Genomic DNA, 23,725 nt, shown 5'->3' on the forward strand with positions numbered 1-23,725 from the left:
TTTTATAGAAATACAGTTTAAGGAACAAAGCTCCATCAATTCTTACCCGGCAATGGCGGCGGCGGGGGCGGAGGCGGAGGCTGTTCTTCATCCTCCGCAGGTGGCGCTTCCGCTATATGAAGCTGAGAACGACTTAATGGTTTCTCCTCCGGCCCGGTATAAAGCGGAGCGCCAGTCAGACTGTCACTACGCCTATTGCTTATGCTGTCTTGAAGAGAGGGTGGCGGTTCCGGTCTTGGAATCATGGAGTCCGTCAATGGTTCCGTTGTTGGCCCAGTAAATGATGGTGCTCCACTCAGGCTACTGGCATAGCTGGCTATGGTATCCCCTGACTCACTCTGGGTGTCATCACTCTCATCCTCTTCGCCATCACCCTCATAGCCTTCCATAGGTTCAGGTTCTGAAATCTCACTGACGCTGCGAGTCCTCAAACCGGGGATCTCACTTTCTTCAACGTCTTCTGTCTCTTCCTGGCTTTCCCCACGGGCAAGCCTGTTATGCCGGGAAGTATCAGGTCCGGCTGGTTCCTTTAACTCATAGTCAGGCTCGCCATAAACCCGGGCATTTCCCTGTGCCAGGCTCAGAACAACCTTTGTCTTCTGCAGCATCTGATTTTCAACATCCTTGAAAACCCTGACTTCCAGCTTTTCCAGGGTCTTATCCAACCTCTTTAACTGTTTTTTAAAAGCCTTGATTTCGCTTTTCAATTCTTTATTTGTTTTAAGGGTCTGCCCTTCCTCCATATTTCTCATGGATGTCAGTACGAAATCTCTCATGGCATCCTGCCGGGCCTTGTCGACCGCCGGACTGTACTCCATGGGCACAAGCTGAATCTCTACCCCTTCAAGCTCGGCTTTAATTTTCAAGCCTGCTTCTTCAGCAAATACAGGATCCTCCATCGCCTTGATAAACAGCGGCAACCTCGCCCGCATCCACTCCTGGGCAAGGTTATCTCTCTGCTGCTCAATAAGCTCCTGACGCTGGACCAGAGACTTATTTATGACTCTCTGATTCTCGGCCTTTGCCTTCTTGCTTATCTGGTAGGAAGGGTCACTCTGAACCGACTGAACCTGCCGTTCATGCACGCTTCGGGAGCGGCCGCTGGTATTGCTACTCCTCTCTTCTCCCTCAGAATCTGTTGAGGAAACTGAACTTTGCCGGGCAACCCTGGATTCAGGATCAGTATGAGTTCGAACCGGACGCTGGAAAGCTGACTGAGAGTCGGCTATGGATTCGTCCCCACTGGCCACGGACTCATCCGGCGATGCAGGATGCTGAGGGACCGACACGTCAGAAGGTCTTCGGGCAGGAGGTTCCATTCTAAGCACCCTGTAAGCAAAATAATTGCTGTTCATATCGACCGAACAGGAATGATCTTGCATGCTTATTCGCAAATGTTATACTTCGCCCCGCTCAGAATGCCGGTGTGATGGAATTGGTAGACATGACGGATTCAAAATCCGTTGCCTTCACGGGCGTGTCGGTTCGAGTCCGACCACCGGTACCAGAGATAGCAAGGCCCAGCGTGTTAGTATGTGACTTAAACCCCATATTGCTGAGCACAACCACAGCGACTGCTTCTGGCGATTGCTCACTCAGGTTATGCCCCACTGGAGGAAAGTGAAGAACCGGTTGGATGGGATGGCTGAATTATACCTTAACAAATAGATCCCATGTTTGAGGATTTCAGCCAATCAACCTTCTATATCATCAGGAGGGGCCTCATCATCGGTGGAAGCCTCATTATTGGTGGAAGCCTCATCATCGGTGGGAGTTACAGTAAATCCAAGAAGGTTAATATCTACAGTCAATTTTCTAATCAATTTATCAGCAATTGAATCTGGCATATCGGGATGTTTTTCATCCATCCTCTCTGAAATAGATTCAAAAACAAGATCTGCATTTTTTCCACCCGGGTCATTTTTGTTTAGTAGTGCCCGAAAATTAGGCACCTGATGAAAGAGACAAAGATGATTAATAACTTCATTCAGCGAACGCAAATAGTCACTATCAGACAATTTCTCTTTTTGAATTATTTCACCATCTATTTCATCCTCACTGCTTATATCATCTGGAATTATCTGAACATCATCTGAAAAAGTAACTTTTCTATCTCTTAATAAAGATGATTGCTCTTTGTCACTCTTTTTTAAAATTGACTTGCTGGAACTATCAGAGCTTACACTTCTGCCATTCACTGATCCTTCAATGGTTTCATCCGGATTTCCATCATCAGATTGAGTGGGTAAGTGCACCTGTGAACTCTTTCCTAAGTCTATTTTTCTATCCATAGCAATATTCCAATAGTATTTAAATTTAATTATTAGCCTATGAATGAGCACACAACAAGAAAACCCAAGTAGCACTTTCGGCGTACCTGAATGCGCCATTAAGTACCCAGAAATAAGTAACTCAATTCAAGTTGAATACACATTGGTACAGCTTCCAGAATACTGGCTCCGTGGTATAAAGGAGGAGTGAGAAAATAATTTTCAAGGCTAACCCGGATATTTCATAAATGGCCCCGAAGATCGCGCCGGGGCTTGTGACTCCATGGTGTTTGGCGAAGAAGTGCCGTACCGGGGCGTACGGCCGACTCACAACTCACAATAGGATTCTTCTTCAGACACGCCTGGCTGTTATAACTACGGACAAAACTGTCACTATAACTAACCAGCCCCAGAATTTTTCTCTCTGGCACAACTCTAAATACACCAGCAACTTCAGTCATCAGGGATAATTTATTGTGGAGCATGGACGCTACGGGAGGCTTACGCCCGCCCCATCTGATTTACATCACCGGTCACAGGTACCTTTTCCAGGTCAGCACACTCCAGGTCAGCGCACTCCGGGGCAGTTTATACGGCCATTTGTTCCTGAGGAAACGTTTCTCCAAGTGGCTTCACCATTCCCTCCGCCCGGCTTTTGCCCCGCTGCGCTACATATGCGTTCAATAAATCACACATCAGTAGAGCGTCTTCTGGATGAGCTGGCAAACTGGCTGAAAAACCCCAATCCGCTCACACCTGAGCTGGCCTGGGTCATGCTTAAGGACACGCGTACAATCCTGTCCACAAACATAAAACTGAACCACCAGCAGAGAAAAACCGTACTAAACTGTCAGGGCATCTCTAAAGCCCTACTGCGTCAGCCCATCACATTGTCCGAAGAACTCGCTCTTATTCAGTTTCACCTACTCCCCCTCGGTTTTCGAGATGAAGCCCGTGACCGCCTTGCTCACACAATCTGCACACCCCAACCCTATCTAAATCATGATCACTTGACCCTGGCTATTCGCCTGTACCATGACCTTGGCTTCTTCAACCCTGACCATCTGCCGAAATCACTGCAGGAACTCTACGACGATTTGAAAAAATCCCACCTGTCTCAGGATATGTTACAGCGGGTCGCCTCACTTCTGGAGAATGAGGTTACCTGGCCCATGTTTGATCAACCCATACGCCACCCTGAACCAGTTCTGCTTCTGGATAGCCTGCAATGCCCAAATAATGCCACCAAAAACTTTCAATGCCCGAAACTCAACGAAAAATATTATATGCCTGTTTATCAGGTCTTTAATTTCTACAAAGTGAAAATGATGGGCATAACTTCTTCTACATGCGCAATAGCTGTCAAGGATTATCTGTACACAATTATAAAGCACCCAGAAAAAGTTAATCCCGAACATTTCCATTACAATTACGTGGCAGCCATGCGGTTATGGCGTTCACTACCAGAGTATAATTTCGCCATAGTTATGAAGCGACTCTATGATGAATGGCTTAACTGGTTCCAGCTTCTTACTCCCGAAAAAAGACACCAATGGATAGCGATTTTAGAAGAATTAAAAGGTGACCAGGTCATCTCCCTTGAACAGGCAGAAAACAATCAGTCTTTACTGAGTAAGTCTCCTCTGCTCCCTCAAATAGTCGCTGATACAATCCTTAAGGCTCAGGCCCAGATCTGTTCAGCCCTTATGAAAATATCTAACCCGAACGACCAGGAAAGAGTGAAAACGCTTTCTCTGGCCTGCGCCCGAACAATGCCTGACACTTCTCGCTTTCTGCCTTTCAAGACAAAAGTCTTCCTGACATACCAGTGCTATTCAGATTTAGAGACCACTCTGCGAACCATGAACAGGCACCATAAAGGCTATGGCACAGAAGAGAAAATATCCCTTGTTATTGCTCTGCTGGGGCAAAACCGGGAAAAAGAAGCGATGCAGGAATTGAGCCATATATTTGGCGAGCATATCTGCCTCCTCACCACAGGCTCTTCTCCCTGCTTTGCAAAAGCACTCCTGCCAAAGCAACCCAGGGAGAAACAGCACAAATCTGGTCAAAAACCATCACGAGGCAACGACGATACTAACCAGAGAAAACAAACCCTTTGCCTTGAAGCACTCTGGAAGTTTTACCATGTTCAGGGAGATCTCAGGAGAACAGGTGAAATAGCAAGAATCGCAAAACTTCTGGAGCTTCCCTGCTGTTTTCCCGAACGTGCCGGCAGCTATTCAAAAGCCCCCGGCGCATCAGCCAGGAGTACTACTTCTCCACAAAAGCCCGCTCAATAACATAGTGCCCGGCATTGCCATGGCGGGCTTCTTCAAAGCCACGGGCATCAAGAATTGCGCAGGTGTCCTTAAGCATGGCAGGGCTGCCACAGATCATAAAGCGGTCCTGCTCAAGGCTGAACTCCGGCAAGCCAATATCCTGCATCAGTTTCCCATTTTCCATCAGATCGGTAAGACGCCCCTGGTTAACAAATTCTTCACGGGTGACTGTCGGGTAATAAATTAATTTCTCTTTAATGTCATCACCAAAATATTCATTAATCGGCAGTTCATCCTTGATCATCTGCTGATAAGCCAGCTCAGAGATATAGCGCACTCCGTGGGTCAGGATAACTTTGTCGTACTGTTCATAGGTTTCCGGGTCTTTGATAATGCTGATAAACGGCGCCAGCCCGGTTCCGGTACTGATCAGATAAAGATTTCTGCCCGGTAAAAGATTATCAAGAACGAGGGTTCCCGTAGGTTTATTGCTGACAAAGATTTCATCACCTTCCCGGATATTCTGCAGGCGTGAGGTGAGCGGGCCGTCAGGCACTTTGATACTGAAGAACTCAAGTTCTTCCTCGTAGTTAGCACTGGCGATACTGTAAGCCCGCAGCAGAGGACGCCCCTCCACCTCCAGGCCGATCATCACGAAATGACCATTCTTGAATTTAAAGCCAGAGTCACGGGTTGTGGTGAAACTAAACAGGGTATCGTTCCAGTGATGAACCCCTGTGACCCGCTCTGTACGTAATGAACTCATTATCAGTATCCGGTTTTTATCGTGTTATAAACTGATGCCAGTCAGTTATTAAAACTTTATCCGACGGTTTTACTTCTTATTTTTAAACAGGTTCAGAAAAACATGTTTACCTGCCGGAGCAACAGATCAGCAACTGGTCAGGCCAGGCAGTGTTGCTGTACAGGTTATCCACTCTTACAATATCGGTAAATCGGATTTTATAAATATGATTAATCGGTTTACTCGATAATGAACTATACATTCCGTCAGCTGGAAGTCTTTCTGGTTACTGCCCATACCGAGAATATCTCCCGCGCTGCCGAACAACTTTCTATGTCCCAGTCCGCCGCCAGTGGTGCCCTGAAAGAACTGGAAAAGCAGTTTTCCATCGAACTGTTTGAACGGATCGGTAAACGCCTGCGCCTGAGCGAAATGGGACGCTGGGTACGCCCGAGAGCTGAAGCCCTGCTGGCCCAGGCCCGGGAACTGGAGTCCGCCCTTCAGCACCAGAGTAATGTAGGCAGCCTCCGTGTCGGCGCGACCCTGACCATCGGAAACTATCTGGCCACCGAGATTATGGTTCGCTTTCTGGAACTGCACCCCAAAGCCCGTGAACATGGAATCCTCTCCCTGGAGATTGCCAATACCGCTGAGATTGTTCGCCAGGTCTGTAACTTTGATCTTGATCTGGGCCTGATCGAAGGTGAACTGCAACACCCCGACCTGGATATCAGGCCCTGGCATCAGGATAAACTAGCTGTGTTCTGTGCCCCCAGTCATCCACTTGCCAAAAAAAACAGCCTGACAGATTCAGACCTGCTCTCATCACCATGGATTCTCCGGGAGCCAGGCTCAGGCACACGGCAAACCTTTGACCGGGCCATGCATGGCCTTCTGCCTGATATGCAGATAGCCCTTGAACTTCAGCAGCCAGAAGCCATACGCCGGGCCGTTGGTGCCGGGCTGGGTATTGGCTGCCTGTCCCACATCTCATTAAACCGGGAGTTCGCTTCCGGCAACCTGGTTCACCTGCCCGTGAATCACCGTAATTTAAACCGATACTTTTATGTGATTCTCCACCGGCAGAAGTACCAGACCCGCTATATTCAAAGCTGGTTAAAGCTTTGTTATCAATGGCCGGAATCCACAAGGAGCCAGCATGAGAAACATGCGCACCGAGTCCGACAGTCTGGGGAAAATTGAAGTTCCCGCCAACGCCCTCTATGGCGTACAGACACAGAGGGCGATTAATAATTTTCCGGTCAGCGGCCAAACCATGCCCGAGGCGTTTATTCGGGCGCTTATCCAGATAAAAAACGCGGCGGCCCAGGCCAACAGTGATCTCGGGGAAATATCCCCAGAACACGGAAAAGCCATAACCACAGCCTGCCAGACGCTGCTGAAAGATCCGGGATTGATGGCTCACTTTCCTGTGGATATCTTCCAGACCGGTTCAGGCACCAGCACCAATATGAATGCCAACGAGGTGATAGCCCATATCGCCAGCCAGGCGTCCGGGCCCGCCATACACCCCAATGACCATGTCAACCGGGGCCAGAGCAGTAATGATGTTATTCCTTCAGCCATTCATGTCAGCGCGGCTCTGGAACTCCATAGAAAACTGCTGCCGGCTATTAAACACCAGATCACCACAATAAAAACCAAAGCCAGCCAGACAGAACAATATGTAAAAACCGGTCGCACACACCTGATGGATGCCATGCCTGTACGCTTCAGTCAGGTTCTTGAAGGCTGGGCCGCACAGCTGGAGCAGAACAAGTCTTTGCTTGCGCAGATGCAGAACAGGGTCCAAATCCTTGCCCAGGGAGGAACCGCCGTAGGTACAGGCATAAATGCCCATCCTGACTTTGCAGTCCTGTTCTGTAAAAAGCTTTCCCACGACACCGGAATAATATTTGCGCCGGCTGATAACTTTTTTCCCCTGATCAGTTCACAGGACACAGCCGTCGCTCTCTCCGGGCAATTGAAAACCCTTGCTGTCACCATTATGAAGATCGCCAATGACCTGCGCCTTATGAATTCTGGCCCTCTGGCAGGCTTTGGAGAAATAGAACTTGAAGCTTTGCAACCAGGGTCATCCATAATGCCCGGTAAGGTGAACCCTGTGATTCCAGAGTCTGCGGCCATGGTTGCAGCCCAGGTGACAGGCAATGATACCACCATCAGCATCGGCGGACAGGCTGGCAACTTTGAACTGAATGTTATGCTGCCTGTAATTGCCAGTAACCTTCTGCAAAGCATCTCCCTGCTAAGCAACACATGCCGTCTGCTGGCGGATAAAGCCATCGCAGGTTTTATCGTAAAAGAACAGCAGATTGAAAAAAACCTGGCCCGTAATCCCATTCTGGCCACAGCCCTGAACCCGATTATCGGTTATCAGAGAGCGGCAGACATCGCCAAACAGGCCTACCGGGAAGGCCGGCCTGTTATAGATGTGGCAGAGGAGAGAACGGATATTTCCCGCAAAGAGCTGGAGAAGCTATTGAATCCGGCCAGACTGACCGGAGACAGCAGTCCATAGAGCTGCCCATAAAACAGCCCATAAACAAAAAGGGTCAGATAATCTTCTTGATCAGCACATGGGCCTTTAAACGCCGGATACGCCCCAGTAACTTCTGCACATCTGCCGGATAGTCCCTCAGCTTTTCCAGCTGCCGGTAATGCTCAATACGCTGGGCATTGCCAAGTATCAGGTCACGCTCGCTATCCAGTTCATCACCAATAAGGCGCTGGCAGTCCTGAACCAGAATCCCATTTTCAAGATCCAGCCCCCAGGCCCTGGGATTCAGATTGCTGCCGGTAATCAGCGCCCTTTGCCCATCCACATACAAGCCTTTCAGGTGGTAACTGTTGTTCTGGTCTTTCCAGAGCATAATGTTCAACTGTCCGGAATTGATTTCCTTCTGGTGCTTGCGGGCAAAAGACCGCAGGTTATGCTCATACAGATAAGGCAAGCCACCAATGGTGGAGAAAGGCTCATCCGGTGGAATATAAAAGTCATTCGCCGTTTTATCACCCACAACTATGGTGATCTTCACCCCTCTGCGCAGTAACTGGTTAATATCCCGGGAGATGGTTTTCGGAAGATTAAAGTAAGGCGTACAGATAAACAGCTCGTTATCTGTGGAGCGAACAAGATCACGGATCACACGGTTAAGGCGATTACCCCTTGGGCCAATACCACAGACCGGCGTAAGCCCCAGCTGGTTTTCGCCAACAAGATCAGGCGAAAAACGGTAATTAGCTTTCCGCATAACCCGGCGAAACCGGCGTATCTCCTGCCGAAGCTGTTTTCTTCCGGTTATCTCCTCTTCGCTCAGATCCTGAACCGCTGAACTGGCCCGCAGATAGCCATTCATAAACTCTACAAAGCTGTTACCAAGCTCAGGGCTGTAAATCTCATGGTAACGGTCGTAGCGGTAACGCTGTTCCTGATGCAGGTAGACATCATTGATACTGGCACCGGAATAGAGAACCGTGTCGTCAAACACAAACCCTTTCAGGTGCAAAACTCCGAAAACTTCCCGGGTTTTTACCGGCACCCCATGAATACCCACGGGATACTTATACTCTCCGTTCAGGCGCTGGTAAAAATCCCTGTTGGTCTGGGCGGCCTGTTCACCAATTCGACCACGCTGGGCACGATGGAAATCCACAAAGAGCTGGATATCCAGCTCTGGATTGCGCTGTTTCGCCTCAAGCAGTGACCGCAGAACCTCTTCCCCGGCACCGTCTGCTTCCAGATACAGAGTGGTCATGTAAATACGCCGGGACGCCGCCTGGATGAGTTCCAGCAGCCGCTCCTTAAACCCCCGGGTGGTTTTGATAATACAATAATCACCGGTATCAACCGCAACCTGAGGCAGGCTGTTCAGTCTCTCCCGATAATACTCTGGTGCAAACATATTTCTGCCTGAATAAGGCCACGCCACCCCGGATACAGTGCTCCACGCTTAGCCGAAAACCTGTAACCGTACGCTTTACAGGCGACACAACAGCGCCCACTACAGCCAGGGGGTTGGCATGAGAAATCGAAACATCGCACTCTACCAAAAATCCGCGGCCTGCGCAGATTTTTGGTAGCCTAATACTTCATGGCCTAATACTTCATGAAACACTTCATGGAATTCTGTAACGGAAAAAGCGCATAAAAAAAACCACTCCTGGGGAGGGGAGTGGTTTTCCTGGAGCTATGCCTTAGAACTATGCCTCAGAACTATGCCTCAGAACTATGACTTAGTGCTATGCCTTAGCAGGCTTGCTTAGAAAACGTACTGGAGACGACCTACGATAGCTCTTCCATCTTCAGAACGCTTCTTGGTAGTACCAGAGAAGTTACCGCTTACCAGATTCTTGGTGTTGCCATGAACATAATTGAGGCTGGCACGAACATTCTTGGTGGGGAAGTAGTTAACACCCAGAGTCCAAGTATTCACTTTAACATCCTTGCCGGCCTTGGTGCTGACAGATGCAGTGTTCTTGGCATCAACATTCAGGTGGCTCATGCGAGCGAACACTTCCCACTGGCCGCCCTTGGGCTTACCAAATGCACCTTTCTTATAGGAGCGCTTGCCGCCGTCCAGCATGTAGGAAACCTGGCCATAATAACCATTCAGCTTCACATCCGCCTTGTCAGCACCATTCTTTTGGTCAATTTTACGCATAAAGTACTCACCCTGAACCTGCAGGGATTCAAACTGGGCAGCACCTTCCAGAACGATTTCGTTATCATTACTGGCTTCGAAGCTATTGAACAGCTCGAATTTTTCGGCCTTCTTCACACTAAAGGAAGAGTCATTGTTACCGGTAGACTTCTTATCAGGGTTGCTGTTGTGATAGTTGAAGCCAACATGAACCAGCATGTCATCTTCCATGATAGGAGCTGCAGTGGCACGCAGCGTATAACCCCAAGTTTCATCACTGCTGTTCTTGGCGTCTGTCATGCCTTTATCATGGTGCAGACCAAAAGCAACAGTGTATTGCTTCTCATAAACGGCGGCCTGAATACCATATTCATTGGTTTCATCGCCACGCATTACGTCATAAATGAAAGGGCGCTCAATACCCATAATCCAGGAAGAACTGGTGGTGTTCTCCAGGCCATAATCCCGGCCCCACTTACCAACACGAATTTCAACTGGCTCAAAGCCAAAATAGTCAATATAAGCATTAGAGAGCTTGTTTTTGTCAGTGCCCAGCTTCAACTTCAGTCCATAACCAAAATCCTTATAAGCCTTACCACTGATTTTCAACTCAGCACGACGGATGTAACCCTTGGTAGCATCCTTACCTTCGTTACCATCGTTATACAAATCATTAAAAGCAGCATAATCCCACTGCAGCTTACCGCTGATCTTGAAAGAGAAGTCACCGCTGGCAGTCCTGGCCTGGAAACCACCTTTTTTGGTGCTGATAATAATGTCTTCACCTTCAGTTTTAACAACGCCGGCGTTGGCAGCAGAGGCCATACCCATGGCGGCCGCAACGGCCAGAGAAACAGCTGTACGCTTCATTAACCCACTCCTTGCGAACTTTCGTTCTTTTTGTGTGTGCTGTGTGTTTTATGGGACAAACTTCGAGGAGAGAGTTTGGACGGGGCAGATGACAGGCGGGTTAATGACTTATTAAGGTTTTATGGGGTTAAGATTTCAATTTCTTTACAAAGACTGACAAGGCGCTGACTTTTGCAACGACCGGCAGTCACCAGTCGTCATGATAAACAGCCTGAAAAAACGGAGTTCAGCCAATTTCAACCATTTCAAATTCGTCTTTACCGACACCACAATCCGGGCACTCCCAGTCATCGGGCACATCCTCCCAAGCGGTGCCCGGCTCTATGCCGTCGTCAGGCCAGCCCTCAGCTTCGTCATAAATAAAACCACATACAACACATTGCCATTTCTTCATACAGACCACCCGGCTTCATTATTATTTGTAGATTCCCAGTCTACTCCAATTCCTTTCTCTGTTCCTTTCCCTGTAAAGGTTCTTGTTCAGAAGAATGGAAACGGTAAACTCTGCCTTGGAATATTCACAACAGAATACAGATAATGACCCGGGACAAAGCCCCCTTTCACACCAGCGATGAAGCTTTACCAGCCCCCCTGTGGCGCCGTCTGGCGGCCATGGTTTATGATACCCTGCTGATAGCGGCCATTCTGGTTATTACCAGCGGACTCTACCATGGCCTTGTCAATAACCTGCTGCTGGGCCTTGATGAAGCCCCATCCGGCTTTAACCCTTTGCTCAGCACCCTGCTGACATTTATCGTCTTTTTCTTTTTTGCCCATTTCTGGGGGAAGAACGGCCAGACCCTGGGTATGCAGGCCTGGCGACTGCAGGTGCGCAACAGCAGAACAGGACAGAGAATTTCTCTGACACAGAGCCTCCTGCGGTTTATGGTTGCCATACCCGCAATTGGGCTGGCCGGAGCAGGCGTTTTCTGGATGCTGATAGACCGGAATAAAAAAACCTGGCAGGACCGTTACTCGGAAACAGAAACCGTAATGCTGCCCAAAAGCAAATCCTGACATAACTGAAGTTACGCAGCTGCGAATGACCGCAGCTGCTTAAACAATGTCCGCTAAAATGTCCGCTAAACAGACATAGAAGTTTAGTGTGGTGGTGTTCCGCAGTTTAAAGTATTCCCCCAATCCCCGGGTGTCCACATACATGTATACTCGCCAACGCCTTTACACGGAGCTTCACATTGAGTGGAGCCTTTACAGGTTTGTCCACGGGAGAAAAGTGAGACTGAGCAGTTTTTAACGTTAATGCTGCCATAGGTTCTGATCTGTGCACATATATCTTCTGCATCCTGAGCACATTGAGTGTCAAAGTGGTTATCCCGGGGATTGAAGCAATTGTATTTAACCCATGATTTCTCCAGCCAGCAATCGTATTCGGCAAGAGCTGTTCCGGAAAAAATGATGAGAACAATAAATGCACGACTACGTAATAGTAACCTGACCGGAAGGGAGAGAACGTTTGAGTAATACATGATATATCTCAATCTTGTTCAGATGAGGTAAACAGTTATAGGTTTGAATAAAAAAATTTACAATATGGAAAATGAAGATACTGATACGCAAAGACTTAACAGAAATAAGGAACAGAAAAGCCATACATTTTCTTATTACAACTGTACTGCGCTACTCTTCTCTTCGTGTCTATTCCTCTTATTCTCCTGTGCACAGCAACTTGAAACTGCCTTTATGACTGCCTTGCCTGTAAAGCCCATCTACCTTGCATATCTTATTATTTTGCTGCATGCGTCAGCATGTTATGCCGGAAGATTTATGTGGTCCTGGGGCGGCTGGTCTGTTGAGGAGGAAGAAGGCAGGCCTCTGCTGATCAGCACAGGAGTCCAGGTTATGGGGTTGTTTCAGGAGGTTCAACCCATGAGACTCTACGAAAACAGGATAGGCTATATCGATTGGCTGGCTGTGCATCCGGAATACCTTATTCCCCATCAGTTAGAACCCAGGCCACAAATTTCATTTAACCGGTCAGCTGCCGCTCTGTCTTTCATGACGTCCGAAACCGATATACCCCTGCAAGGCTTTAACGGCAGGGTCATATTTATATCCCATTTAAACCCGATAGAGAGCAAGATAGAGATGAAAGTCAGCAAAGATGTATTTGTCCAGATTAACGTGCGGGATTTTGGCAAAGAGCTTGGGGAGTTTTTTGCCCGTCTTAATATCAGAGTTTCACAGATTGACTGCCTTGCCTGCAGATCTGACAAGGATGCCCCGCAACTTATAGAAGGCCTGACGTCAACGGGTATGACCGACTTCAGGCTCAATACCTGGAAGTACGCCGTAGCCATACCAACTGTAGATACTAAAACAAATATAAGTTTAAACATTAGAGATGCAGAAAAAAAAATCGTCGGCGAGATACCGCTGGTAGACTTTTTCGTCCGGGACATTATGCCCAAGGTACCAGAGGGTATCAGCAGAACTTATGACGTGGGAAAACCTAAGCCGGTTCCCATTCTTCCCGAAACACCAGCTTCGCGATGGGGCTGCTCCGTACAATAATCGACATCTGTCCTATTCTCCTGTACATGGCAATTTGAAGCTGCCTTTATGACTGCCTTCCCCGTAAAGACCACCTGTCTTGCATATCTTATTATCTTGCTGCATGCGTCAGCATGTTACGCCGGAAGATATATGTGGTCCTGGGGCGGCTGGTCTGTTCAGGAAGAAGGCAGGCCTCTACTGATAAGCACAGGTGCCCACGCAATGCATTTATTTAAAGGCTCTCCAACCATGAGCCTTTACAAAAATACGATAGGGTATATCGACTGGCTGGCGGTGCACCCGGAATACCTTATTCCCTATCGTTTAGAACCCAGACCGCAGCTGTCATTTAACCGGACATCTGCCGCTCTGTCTTTCATGAAATACAAGACCGAAATCCCCCTACAAGGCTTTAACGGAAGAGTCATTCTTATGACTCATGGCGTCGATGAAGCTAACACCCTAGCACTGGAAATCGAAACAGGTTTATACATAGAGTTTGACAGCCAGGCCTTTGGCAAAGAACTTGGAGAGTTTTTTGCCAGTATTAATATCAAAGTTTCACAGCTTGACTGCCTTGCCTGCATGGGTGACATGAAAGCCCCACAGCTTATTGAAGGTCTGACGTCAACGGGTATGACCGACTTCAGACTCAATGCCTGGAAGTACAGCACTTACATACCAGAATCAGAGACAGAAGAAAATAAAAGTTTTTGCATTGATAATAAGAAAGGCGAAATCATCGGCAAGGTGCCGCTAGATGATTTTTTCGTCCGGGGCATTATGCCTCAGGTGCCAAGGGGGATCAGCATAACTTATGACGTGGGAAAACCTAGGCCGGTTCCCATTCTTCCCGAAACACCAGCTTCGCGATGGGGCTGCTCCGTGCAGTAATCGACATCTGTCCTATTTTTCTGTATACGACAATTTGAAGCTGCCTTTATGACTGCCTTGCCTGTAAAGCCCGTCTACCTTGCATATCTTATTATCTTGCTGCATGTATCAGCATGTTACGCCGGAAGATATATGTGGTCCTGGGGCGGCTGGTCTGTTCAGGCAGAAGGCAGGCCTCTACTGATAAGTACAGGTGCCAACGCTAGATACTTGTTTGATAAATCTCCAACCATGAGCCTTTATGAAAATACGATAGGGTATATCGACTGGCTGGCGGTGCACCCGGAATACCTTATTCCCTATCAGTTAGAACCCAGACCGCAGCTTTCATTTAACCGGACATATGCCGCTCTGTCTTTCATGAGGTACGAGACCAAAATCCCCCTGCAAGGCTTTAACGGAAGAGTTATTCTTCTGATTCATGGCATCAAAAAAGCTAACACCATAGGGCTGGAAATCGGAACAGATTTTCACATAGAGGTTAACCCCCAAGTCTTTGGCAAAGAGCTTGGAGAGTTTTTTGCCAGTATCAATATCAAGGTTTCACAGATTGACTGCCTTGCCTGCATGGGTGACACGAACGCCCCACAGCTTGTTAAAGGCCTGACTTCAACAGGGATGACAAACTTCCGACTCAATGCCTGGAGGTATCACACCTATATACCAGTAGAAGAGGAAAAAGAAGATGAAGGTTTTTCCATTGGTAATGAGAGAGGCGAAATCATCGGCAAGGTGCCGCTAGATGATTTTTTCGTCCGGGGCATTATGCCTCAGGTGCCAAGGGGGATCAGCATAACTTATGACGTGGGAAAACCTAGGCCGGTTCCCATTCTTCCCGAAACACCAGCTTCGCGATGGGGCTGCTCCGTGCAGTAATCGACATCTGTCCTATTCTCCTGTACACGGCAATTTGAAACTGCCTTTATGACTGCCTTTCCCGTAAAGACCACCTGCCTTGCATATCTTATTATCTTGCTGCAAGCGTCAGCATGTTATGCCGGAAGATATATGTGGTCCTGGGGCGGCTGGTCTGTTCAGGCAGAAGGCAGGCCCCTGGTGATAAGCACAGGTGCCAGCGCTAGATACTTGTTTGATAAATCTCCAACCATGAGCCTTTATGAAAATACGATAGGGTATATCGACTGGCTGGCGGTGCACCCAGAATACCTTATTCCCTATCAGTTAGAACCCATACCGCAGTTGTCATTTAACCGGACATCTGCCGTTCTGTCTTTCATGAGGTACGAGACCGAGACTCCCCTGCAAGGCTTTAACGGAAGAGTTATTATTCTGAATCATGGAAGCCGGCAAGACAATAAGACGGTGCTGGAAATTGGAGATGGTTTAAAAATCAGGGTTAACATGCAAGAGTTTGGCAAAGAGCTCGGGGAGTTTTTTGCCAGTATCAATATCAAGGTTTCACAGATTGACTACCTTGGCTGCAAGGGTGACCTCAATGCCCAACACCTTATAGAAGGCCTGACATCAACGGGTGTGGCCGACTTCAAACTCAATACCTGGAAGTATGATATAAAACTCCATGGCTCCCGCAGACATAGACGTTTGCTTGTTAGGGACGAGAACAATGACGTTATCACTACTACGCCAGTAGAAGACTTTTTCGTCCGGGGCATTATGCCTCAGGTACCAGAGGGTATCAGCAGAACTTATGACGTGGGAAAACCTGAGCCGGTTCCCACTCTTCCTGCTGAAACTCCAGTTTCGCGATGGAAATGCTCCGTGAAATAATCGATAAAAACTGCACTATCCAGCCCTTCGCAGCAGGAATATGCCTATCAGCAAACAGGCAATAATCGGCAGACTGACCGCCATCAGTGGAGAGAAACCAAACACCAGGCTGGCCGGACCCATAAGATTCTGCAGAATCATAAAGACAATACCGGTAATAACACCGGTAAACAGCCTGAGTCCCATAGAAACAGTTCTCAGAGGGCCAAATACAAAGGACATACCAATAAGCACAAGGGCAAAGATAGCCGCCGGTTGCAGAACTTTCTTATACAGTGCCAGTTTGTATTCCCCGGACTCCAGCTCCTGCCTCTGCAGATAACCGATATACGTCGCCAGGCCAGAAATAGAGAGATCATCAGGCTTAACCACCACAACTTTCAGTAGAGTTGTCGTCAGGTCAGTCTCCCACTGCTTCACTCTCTCCTGTTGTGTTTCAACATGATTACCGAGATATGTACTGGTTTCCACATTCTCCATCATCCAGAAATCTCCCTGGCTGATGGCCCGGTCAGCATATACTGTTTCTTTTAAACGACGGTTCTCATCAAAGCGGTAAATATTAATGCCATACAGCACACCATTAGGTTCTACCGCATTGAAATACATATAGTCATTGCCTTCCCGGTGCCAGAGGCCTTCATTGGAGAACCTGCCATCTGCAGAGCGTGCAATCTTGCGCCCGGTCTGGGCCATCTGCTCTGCTATCGGAGAAATGTACTCGGTGAGCACGCCGCCAATCAACATCAGGACAATGGCAGGCTTCATAACAGCCCAGCCAATACGCATCAGGGATACACCCGCAGCCCGCATCACCACCAGCTCACTGTGATTGGCCAGGGAGCCCAGCCCCGCCAGACAGCCTATCAAAGCCGTAACCGGTATAATGTCATAAATCCGCCTGGGGGTTGTCAGCAGCATATACTGCAATACCTGAGGCAACTGATAATTGGCCCGCATGGCATCCAGCTGGGCCATAAAACCAAACAGCGAGTCCAGAAAGATAATCACAATCATCACCACCATCATGGCGGTGAATACGTTTATGCCAATATGGCGATCCAGCTTTTTCATCCCTGAACACCCTGACTGCTTTGGTGATTGGCCAGACCGACTTTTGCACTGCGGGCTTTCATCAGCATCTGCGGACCAAAGAACATGCCCAGGGCAATTGCCCCAAATACACCGTGGATAGCCCACAATCCAATGCCCGCCGGCAGTCTGCCATCTTCAATAGCGCCACGTCCGGCAATCAATAGGGAGATATAAAGAAGATAAAGAAGAATACCAGGAAGCAGCTTCATAAACCGCCCCTGCCTTGGATTAACCCGGGCTAAAGGCAGGGCCATAAGAATAATCACCGGCACTAGCAAAGGCAGGGAAATACGCCACTGCAGTTCGGCTTGAAGACGGGGATTATCACTGCCGACAATCGCGCTGGTTGGCAGAGTATTTTCCTTGGTCACAGTGCGCACTTCACTGTCCTGCATCTGTACACCATACACATCGTACTGCATCAGCTTCCCTTCCGGCTTGCCTGGGGCAAGGTCGTAACGATAGCCGTCATTCAAAAGCAGGTAGCGTTTACCGCTCTCAGGGTCCGGGTAAATGCGCCCGCTTTCCGCCAGGAAAATAGAAACCTGCCCCTGCACGTCACTGGCATCATGCTTGCCCCTGTCGGCGATAAACACTCTCTGCATTTTGGAACGGTCATCGGTCAGGGTTTCCGTATAGGTCACCCGGCTGCTCCCTTCCATGGACTGGAACCGCCCCGGAGTCAGCGTATCAAACTCCGTCATAGCGTCCTGAGTGTTAAAAATACGTTCTACATGGCCCGCCCCCCAGGGGCTGAGAACAAAACTGATGGCCGCCACAATCAGCATCACCCCGGCTGCGGGCACAGTGGTATAGGCCAGCAGCCGGTTTCGACTCATGCCGCAGGCTTCCAGCACCACCATTTCGCTATCCACATACATACGGCCATAGGCCAGGAGAATGGAAAGGAACAGGCCAAGGGGAAGAATAATCTCCAGAAAACCCGGCAGACTGTACCCCATAATTGCAAACAGAAACTCAGGCTTGAGTTCACCTGTGGCGGCCTGCTGGAGGTACCTGATAAACCGGCCACTGACAATAATCAGCAGCAAAATACCACTGATAGCCAGCCAGCCCTGGATCAGTTCCCGGGCGAGATAACGAAGAACGATCAAAACTGGAAATCCCGTCTGCTTATTTATCCCTCTGCCGATTGTGAAAAACCCTGACAGAAAGGCTGATAATCCATACAAACCTGTCGTAAACTCGGTAAGTATACCGTCTGGCATTGACACTACCGAAGTTGAGCCAGGCATCGTCGGCTCCGGCATTATCCCGCAGTGCATAACCTGCATAAACGGCTGCCGGAAAATTCCGCCGATAGTGAATCGGGCATTATCCATTAAAGCCCTGGATAACGCACCGGTTTTTGCCCCCTGTACAGGAGATAACATGGAAATCACAGCCAAGAGTGGCAGCGCCATCAAGCAGCAGACTCAATGCCTTGTTCTGTTTACTGACGCGGCCAAAGGAGCAACCGTTCTCACGGACGTTGACTCAGCCACTAATGGTCTTTTAAGTTCACTTTCAGAACGTGGCGATCTGAAACAGACCCCCGGCCAGGTGCTTATGGTGCCTGTGGTAACCGGCATCAAAGCCGAGCGGGTACTGCTGGCAGCCATAGGCAAAGACAGGCTGAACGCGGCGGCAGCCGGAAAAATCTTCTCAGCCATAGCCGATGCCCTGAGCAAAGCCCATATCAAGGATGCCATTGTCGCTTTCGACGACCTGACCGTTGAAGACCGTGACACCGGCTGGCTGCTGCGCCAGCTGACCTGCGCCATTGCCGGTGCTGGTTACAACTTTGATGAGTTCAAAAGCAAAAAGCAGGATGACAAAACCACCAGGCTGGAAAAAGTCACCCTGCTCCAGGCGGATCGCAAGGCCCTGGATGCCCATAAACAGGCCACTGCAGAAGGTCTGGCCATCGCCGAAGGTATGGCCCTGGCCCGTGATCTGGGCAACCGCCCCGGCAATATCTGCACGCCAGAATATCTGACAGAGCAGGCCAAACTGCTGGCCAAGGGTATCGCCAGCCTGACCGTGAAAGCTCAGAGCGAGAAAGAGATGGAAAAAATGGGTATGCACTCATTCCTCTCCGTCTCTAAAGGCTCTGCACAGGAAGGCCAGCTGATTGAGATGGAATACAGCGGCGGCAAAAAAGGCGACAAACCCATCGTACTCCTGGGCAAAGGCATTACCTTTGATACCGGTGGCATCAGCCTTAAACCCGGCGCAGCCATGGATGAAATGAAATACGACATGTGTGGTGCGGCTTCTGTATTTGGTGCCATGAAAGCTATTGTCGAACTGAAGCTGCCCATTAATGTTATCGGTCTGATTGCTGCTGCGGAAAATATGCCCGCAGGCCATGCCAGCAAGCCGGGGGATATTGTCACTTCCATGTCTGGCCAGACCATTGAAATCCTGAACACCGACGCGGAAGGTCGCCTGGTTCTGTGCGATGCCCTGACCTATGCCGAACGTTTCAAGCCAAAAGCGGTGGTTGATATCGCAACTCTTACAGGTGCCTGTATTATGGCTCTGGGCCATACCATCAGTGGCTTGATGAGTAATAATGATGAACTGGCCGATGAACTGGCCGCAGCTGGCAATCTCGCCGGAGATAAAGCCTGGCGTCTGCCTTTAGACGACAGCTACCAGAAACAGCTGGACAGCAACTTCGCGGATATGGCCAATATAGGCGGTCGCCCGGCGGGTACAATCACCGCTGGCTGCTTCCTGTCACGTTTTGCCAAGGAGTTCCCCTGGGCCCATATTGATATTGCCGGTACAGCCTGGAAGAGTGGTGGAGATAAAGGTGCCACCGGTCGACCGGTGCCTTTGCTGGTGCAGTATATTCTTAACCAGTTGTAAACAGTTTGCTTGACCTGCGACATCCGCCGGCTATCTGATAGCCGGCGACTTCCTTTTCCAGAAATAAAACTCATGTTCATTTGTTCAGTACTTTCCGGGAAGAAGTAACACTCACGATGAACGGATCATCAATAGGAGGAAAAATCCCAGATTCCGGCAATACTCAATACAGTTTCTTTACCTTGGAAATAGCGCAGTGAATCATCACACTCACACGATTAATGAGCTGTTTCAGCAGCTGGGTTTGCCCAGCGATGACAGAGATATTCGGCAGTTTGTTACACAGCACCAGTTAAAAGACAAGTGCCAGCATCTTGAACATGCTGACTTCTGGACGCCGAGCCAAGCGGGTTTTATCAAAGAGAGCTGGAATGATGATTCGGAATGGTGTTTAACCATTGACGACCTGAATACCCGCTTAAGGCCTGAATAGCGATACCCTGGGTATCTACTCCCTGAGTCACCACCCGGGCTTATCATGCAACATGCGCCCTCTATTCTTCGAGGTTCTGTATCTTTCTGGCGAAATAGAGACAACAAAGGCTTGTCCAGGCAAAACCACCGAAAAATGTTATCCCTCCCCACAGGGCACCGGCGACTTCCAGACTCTGCCTTCTGGCATCCGGAGAAACACCACTTCCATCGGATAATTCTCCCATTCCAGCAAAATAAGCGGCAAACGCCACCGCTCCTGCGACAAAACTGACAAGTAGACCGATACCTGGGCAGGTCAGGGCTTTGCAAAGCCTGGTTCTCAAACCTGGTCCTTCAAAAAAGTCAGGTCTAGCCAGCCGAACCATCTGAGAACCACACTCACATCCCAAGGTAACCGTTCGCCCAAAGCAACCCTGAGAGTAACGGTCGTACATACCAGCAACACACGATAACGGTGCCTGATGACCGCCATCTGGAATCGCTCCCGTACCCGTTGTAGAAAATGCCATATCTCACTTCCGAATATTGTATAACGTCAGGAATAACGACCGATACGGAGCTTTATTGTTCCTGAATTGTTAGTAGTACTGATTACCGTTGTCAGCCATAAACCACAGTCCCGTACGCCTCACCTGGGAAACACTATATAATGCGGTTTCATAGCTCCTGCGACGGAAATGTCATGACCCAACAGGTAAGTTTTTATATTCTTCAGGAAGACGCAATTGAGGCAAGGGCCGGATTTGCCTGTCGTCTGGCGGACAAAGCCTGGCGCAACGGAGTAAAAACCCATATTCATACCGCCAACAAAGAAGATGCCAAAGCTCTGGATGCCCTGCTGTGGTCATTCCGGGATGAGAGTTTTCTGCCCCATGCCCTGCTGACAGAGAAAAACACCGGGGAAGAACCTGTTACCGTCGGCTGTTCCGCTGCCCTTCTGTCCGAGTGTACTGGGCTGCTGATTAATCTCGGGGATGAGATTCCCGAACACCTTGATTCGTTCTCCCGCATAGCCGAAGTGGTTGTGCAGGAAGAGAGCATTCTTGCTCTGGCGCGCAGCCGGTTTCGCCAATATCGTGAACGGGGACTCGACCCACAACATCAGAAAGTCGGAAGACCCGCATGACATCACAGAGCAATCAGGCAGATCAGTTACTTGATGAGTTGGAAAACCTTCGCCAGCTGCTCAGGCAGAACGAAAGGTACCAAAGTGCTACCCCTGGAACGGGCCTGTTTTCTGATGAAAGGCTATCTGACGAGCTGGCGGCTGAGGAACTGGAACTGGAACTGGATAACAACCTGATTCAGGTGGGGAAGATACCAGTTCTCAACCAGAGCGACGAGGAAGAAATTCCCGTTCTCGATGATATGATTCAATTTGATGATCAACACAGGACGCAAAAAGCCGGCCCCTTTATATCCTCACTAAACGAAGAAACTCTCAATCAATTAATTGATGAGCTGGTGGCCCAGTACCTCCCAAAACTGGAAGAAAAACTGAGAAAGCGTCTGTTAGAAGAACTCAGTTACGATCTGTAGCTGCAACCTGTAAAAGCCTGCCAGTGAACCTTTTCCGCGCCTGTAACTCCAACATATGATATTGAAACAGGACGCCATAGACATGAAGGCATTATACGGATATCCAATCAGGAGTAGCATATCCACTGCAGGTCGGGCAGGTCTGTTATCCCAGGGTCTGAATCAGCTTACGGCTGCAGGAAAGTCTGCGGCTAACAACCTCTATCACCTGTTCTGTAAGCCTGTACGGACCAGGACCTATATGTCATACCCCCTGATCTGCTGCCAGAATTATGGCTTTGCAGAAAAATACCGGACTCCCATTACCAATCGGACCATTTTGACATTAACCGGAGCATCCATATCAGGAATCCTGACATCCTTTTTCGCTCTCAGCTGCAGAACCGGATCAACAGTCCTTAGCTTTAATAATTCAAGAGCCCTGATCGTCACCGGTGGTTCTCTTCTTCTTTCACTCTTTGTTGGGGGGCGAATTGGCCATCAGGCTGGTAAAGCTGCCGATAAACTTCAGGCTACTCTGCCATCAACAATTATACGTCCGGGCTTCTTCCACAAATATCGCTGGTCCATAGCGCTTACCGCCCTTGGCCTTGTCTCCGGCCCATTTCTTATGATGATGACAACACCCGGTATCGCAGGTGTCGCACTGTTTCAACGCAATGTACTTATCCTTACAACAGCTAACTCTCTTTTACAGGGTCTTTTAGGTTTTACAGCCGCCCATCTTGAAAGAAGGGCACAAAACATCGGTTCAGCTGTCCGAAAACGACACCAGTTAAAACTATAACGATTTTAATGAAACACCATCATTAAAAACTGGGATTTAAACTATCTTGAAAGACCGGATGAACAGAGTATGACACAGTCCGGGAATACAGCAGCCGGGTTGATGCACCAGCCCTGCCAATGTAGCCCCCCCAGCTGCCTTTTACGGCATATAACCCTCGGGGATCAGTCATGAAAACTGCCCGCTTATTCTTTTCTATTACAACCTTCCTGTACTGCCTTTTCACGATTTTGCCTGCATCTTCGGACTACACCTACCTGGCTGATGAGATAGACAACATGCTGGCTGAAGGCAAACGTGTTGCTATTCTCATCACGGATTTTGGTGAACAGAAACTCCAGCAATACCCGGAACAGCTGGTTGTAAAAATCACACAGGACTATACCCAGCTGCTTCTCCGTTACAGGGCCGTTAAAGACGTTATTTTTATTGGCGTAACAGGTACTGACGCGGGGAATGACATGCCTGTAAACAGTCTTTACCGGGAACTGAAAAATGAATACTACGAAAAATACGTTGCCTTCAGCGAACACCTGGAGCCAGTGACCGAAGACGAGTTTGATGAATTTGTTGTATTGCAAAGCTACGATGAGGTTAAACGGTTTGTATCAGGCAATATGGTCGACCTATTAAAGGCCAAAGACATTTCTACGGTCGTTCCTACAGGAACGTCTGAAAATGAGGTGATTGCAGAGGCGGCAGAGAATGTCCTTGAAAGTGGCCGCAGGGTTCTTGTAGACCCTGAGATGATCCTGCATGATGATAACGACCCCTATATCAGATATCTCCCCGGCAATGATAAAACAAACAGGGATGCCGTAAAGGCCGTAACAAAACAGCGCTGGAAAAGTATCCAGGACAAGTATCCTGACAACATTGATTTTCTTCCTGGCCCCCCTGCGGCCACCTGTAGATTTCTTTGAACCAGGCACCTTACTGAAACCTGGATATAAAAATGTATTTATTAAAACCAACCAGTAACCTGACCGGTTTTATTGCTTAAA

At 48.8% G+C, this 23,725-nt stretch carries 24 protein-coding genes and 1 tRNA gene; 16 read left to right on the forward strand and 9 right to left on the reverse strand.

The genetic code is table 11. From position 1 onward, the window contains the following. Positions 1-35: 35 nt before the first annotated feature. Complete coding sequence (locus ACY2RQ_RS09480) at positions 36-1,319, reverse strand: hypothetical protein (RefSeq protein ID WP_490112726.1); 1,284 nt, start codon at positions 1,317-1,319, stop codon at positions 36-38. A 101-nt stretch (positions 1,320-1,420) separates the two neighbouring features. Between ACY2RQ_RS09480 and ACY2RQ_RS09485 the strand changes: the two genes are divergently transcribed. Further along, a tRNA-Leu gene (locus ACY2RQ_RS09485) sits at positions 1,421-1,507 on the forward strand. 44 nt (positions 1,508-1,551) lie between these two features. Further along, on the forward strand, positions 1,552-1,668 hold the full coding sequence (locus tag ACY2RQ_RS09490; RefSeq protein WP_490112888.1) for a YgjP-like metallopeptidase domain-containing protein: 117 nt from the start codon (positions 1,552-1,554) through the stop codon (positions 1,666-1,668). A gap of 26 nt (positions 1,669-1,694) precedes the next feature. Here ACY2RQ_RS09490 and ACY2RQ_RS09495 read toward each other — a convergent pair whose 3' ends face one another. Continuing rightward, positions 1,695-2,390, reverse strand: coding sequence for a hypothetical protein (locus tag ACY2RQ_RS09495; protein ID WP_490112727.1), 696 nt, complete (start codon positions 2,388-2,390; stop codon positions 1,695-1,697). Positions 2,391-2,944: 554 nt separating this feature from the next. Between ACY2RQ_RS09495 and ACY2RQ_RS09500 the strand changes: the two genes are divergently transcribed. After that, complete coding sequence (locus ACY2RQ_RS09500) at positions 2,945-4,573, forward strand: hypothetical protein (protein ID WP_490112728.1); 1,629 nt, start codon at positions 2,945-2,947, stop codon at positions 4,571-4,573. Here the strand turns inward: ACY2RQ_RS09500 and ACY2RQ_RS09505 are convergent. Next, a complete protein-coding gene (locus ACY2RQ_RS09505) occupies positions 4,545-5,318 on the reverse strand; it encodes a ferredoxin--NADP reductase (protein ID WP_490112729.1) in 774 nt (257 codons plus the stop codon). The genes ACY2RQ_RS09500 and ACY2RQ_RS09505 overlap by 29 nt on opposite strands. 228 nt (positions 5,319-5,546) lie before the next feature. On the opposite strand from ACY2RQ_RS09505, the gene ACY2RQ_RS09510 reads away from it, so the two are divergent. Both ACY2RQ_RS09510 and ACY2RQ_RS09515 read left to right on the forward strand, forming a co-directional pair. Continuing rightward, positions 5,547-6,500: a LysR substrate-binding domain-containing protein gene (locus ACY2RQ_RS09510; RefSeq protein ID WP_490112730.1), complete on the forward strand. Its 954-nt coding sequence runs from the start codon at positions 5,547-5,549 to the stop codon at positions 6,498-6,500. Continuing rightward, positions 6,457-7,839, forward strand: coding sequence for a class II fumarate hydratase (locus tag ACY2RQ_RS09515; RefSeq protein ID WP_490112731.1), 1,383 nt, complete (start codon positions 6,457-6,459; stop codon positions 7,837-7,839). Before ACY2RQ_RS09510 ends, ACY2RQ_RS09515 begins: the two co-directional genes overlap by 44 nt. Before the next feature lie 34 nt (positions 7,840-7,873). Here the strand turns inward: ACY2RQ_RS09515 and pssA are convergent, their stop codons facing one another. From pssA to ACY2RQ_RS09530, 3 genes are all read right to left on the reverse strand, one after another. Then, on the reverse strand, positions 7,874-9,223 hold the full coding sequence (gene pssA, locus ACY2RQ_RS09520; RefSeq protein WP_490112732.1) for a CDP-diacylglycerol--serine O-phosphatidyltransferase: 1,350 nt from the start codon (positions 9,221-9,223) through the stop codon (positions 7,874-7,876). A gap of 357 nt (positions 9,224-9,580) precedes the next feature. Next, positions 9,581-10,831, reverse strand: coding sequence for an OprO/OprP family phosphate-selective porin (locus ACY2RQ_RS09525; RefSeq protein WP_490112733.1), 1,251 nt, complete (start codon positions 10,829-10,831; stop codon positions 9,581-9,583). A 226-nt stretch (positions 10,832-11,057) separates the two neighbouring features. Continuing rightward, a complete protein-coding gene (locus tag ACY2RQ_RS09530) occupies positions 11,058-11,225 on the reverse strand; it encodes a rubredoxin (RefSeq protein ID WP_490112734.1) in 168 nt (55 codons plus the stop codon). Between the two features lie 143 nt (positions 11,226-11,368). Between ACY2RQ_RS09530 and ACY2RQ_RS09535 the strand changes: the two genes are divergently transcribed. The 5 genes from ACY2RQ_RS09535 to ACY2RQ_RS09555 all read left to right on the forward strand — a co-directional run bounded on the left by ACY2RQ_RS09535 (position 11,369) and on the right by ACY2RQ_RS09555 (position 15,988). Next, the gene (locus ACY2RQ_RS09535; RefSeq protein ID WP_490112735.1) at positions 11,369-11,848 is read left to right on the forward strand and encodes an RDD family protein; all 480 of its coding nucleotides are present in this window, start codon (positions 11,369-11,371) and stop codon (positions 11,846-11,848) included. A gap of 768 nt (positions 11,849-12,616) precedes the next feature. After that, positions 12,617-13,363, forward strand: a complete 747-nt coding sequence (locus ACY2RQ_RS09540) for a hypothetical protein (protein WP_490112736.1) — start codon at positions 12,617-12,619, stop codon at positions 13,361-13,363. Positions 13,364-13,567: 204 nt separating this feature from the next. Continuing rightward, positions 13,568-14,239, forward strand: coding sequence for a hypothetical protein (locus ACY2RQ_RS09545; RefSeq protein WP_490112737.1), 672 nt, complete (start codon positions 13,568-13,570; stop codon positions 14,237-14,239). Positions 14,240-14,371: 132 nt separating this feature from the next. After that, positions 14,372-15,115, forward strand: coding sequence for a hypothetical protein (locus tag ACY2RQ_RS09550; protein ID WP_490112738.1), 744 nt, complete (start codon positions 14,372-14,374; stop codon positions 15,113-15,115). 132 nt (positions 15,116-15,247) lie between these two features. Continuing rightward, positions 15,248-15,988 carry a hypothetical protein gene (locus tag ACY2RQ_RS09555; RefSeq protein ID WP_490112739.1) on the forward strand — a complete coding sequence of 247 codons (741 nt, stop codon included), beginning with the start codon at positions 15,248-15,250 and terminating at the stop codon, positions 15,986-15,988. Between the two features lie 15 nt (positions 15,989-16,003). Here the strand turns inward: ACY2RQ_RS09555 and lptG are convergent, their stop codons facing one another. Both lptG and lptF read right to left on the reverse strand, forming a co-directional pair. After that, on the reverse strand, positions 16,004-17,062 hold the full coding sequence (gene lptG, locus ACY2RQ_RS09560; protein ID WP_490112740.1) for an LPS export ABC transporter permease LptG: 1,059 nt from the start codon (positions 17,060-17,062) through the stop codon (positions 16,004-16,006). Continuing rightward, a complete protein-coding gene (gene lptF, locus ACY2RQ_RS09565; RefSeq protein WP_490112741.1) occupies positions 17,059-18,198 on the reverse strand; it encodes an LPS export ABC transporter permease LptF in 1,140 nt (379 codons plus the stop codon). The genes lptG and lptF overlap by 4 nt, the downstream gene beginning before the upstream one ends. Before the next feature lie 208 nt (positions 18,199-18,406). On the opposite strand from lptF, the gene ACY2RQ_RS09570 reads away from it, so the two are divergent. Both ACY2RQ_RS09570 and ACY2RQ_RS09575 read left to right on the forward strand, forming a co-directional pair. Beyond that, entirely contained in the window at positions 18,407-19,960 is a 1,554-nt protein-coding gene (locus tag ACY2RQ_RS09570; RefSeq protein WP_490112742.1) for a leucyl aminopeptidase, read from the forward strand. A gap of 196 nt (positions 19,961-20,156) precedes the next feature. Beyond that, entirely contained in the window at positions 20,157-20,393 is a 237-nt protein-coding gene (locus ACY2RQ_RS09575) for a DUF2789 family protein (RefSeq protein WP_490112743.1), read from the forward strand. A gap of 61 nt (positions 20,394-20,454) precedes the next feature. Here the strand turns inward: ACY2RQ_RS09575 and ACY2RQ_RS09580 are convergent, their stop codons facing one another. Beyond that, the gene (locus ACY2RQ_RS09580) at positions 20,455-20,904 is read right to left on the reverse strand and encodes a hypothetical protein (RefSeq protein WP_490112744.1); all 450 of its coding nucleotides are present in this window, start codon (positions 20,902-20,904) and stop codon (positions 20,455-20,457) included. Positions 20,905-21,077: 173 nt separating this feature from the next. On the opposite strand from ACY2RQ_RS09580, the gene ACY2RQ_RS09585 reads away from it, so the two are divergent. From ACY2RQ_RS09585 to ACY2RQ_RS09600, 4 genes are all read left to right on the forward strand, one after another. After that, positions 21,078-21,521: a DNA polymerase III subunit chi gene (locus ACY2RQ_RS09585; RefSeq protein WP_490112745.1), complete on the forward strand. Its 444-nt coding sequence runs from the start codon at positions 21,078-21,080 to the stop codon at positions 21,519-21,521. Beyond that, entirely contained in the window at positions 21,518-21,934 is a 417-nt protein-coding gene (locus ACY2RQ_RS09590; protein ID WP_490112746.1) for a hypothetical protein, read from the forward strand. Before ACY2RQ_RS09585 ends, ACY2RQ_RS09590 begins: the two co-directional genes overlap by 4 nt. A 241-nt stretch (positions 21,935-22,175) precedes the next feature. Next, entirely contained in the window at positions 22,176-22,721 is a 546-nt protein-coding gene (locus ACY2RQ_RS09595) for a hypothetical protein (RefSeq protein ID WP_490112747.1), read from the forward strand. A gap of 170 nt (positions 22,722-22,891) precedes the next feature. Continuing rightward, the gene (locus ACY2RQ_RS09600) at positions 22,892-23,644 is read left to right on the forward strand and encodes a hypothetical protein (protein ID WP_490112748.1); all 753 of its coding nucleotides are present in this window, start codon (positions 22,892-22,894) and stop codon (positions 23,642-23,644) included. Positions 23,645-23,725: the final 81 nt, after the last annotated feature.

This window comes from Parendozoicomonas sp. 209JJ7-1, from assembly GCF_058147085.1.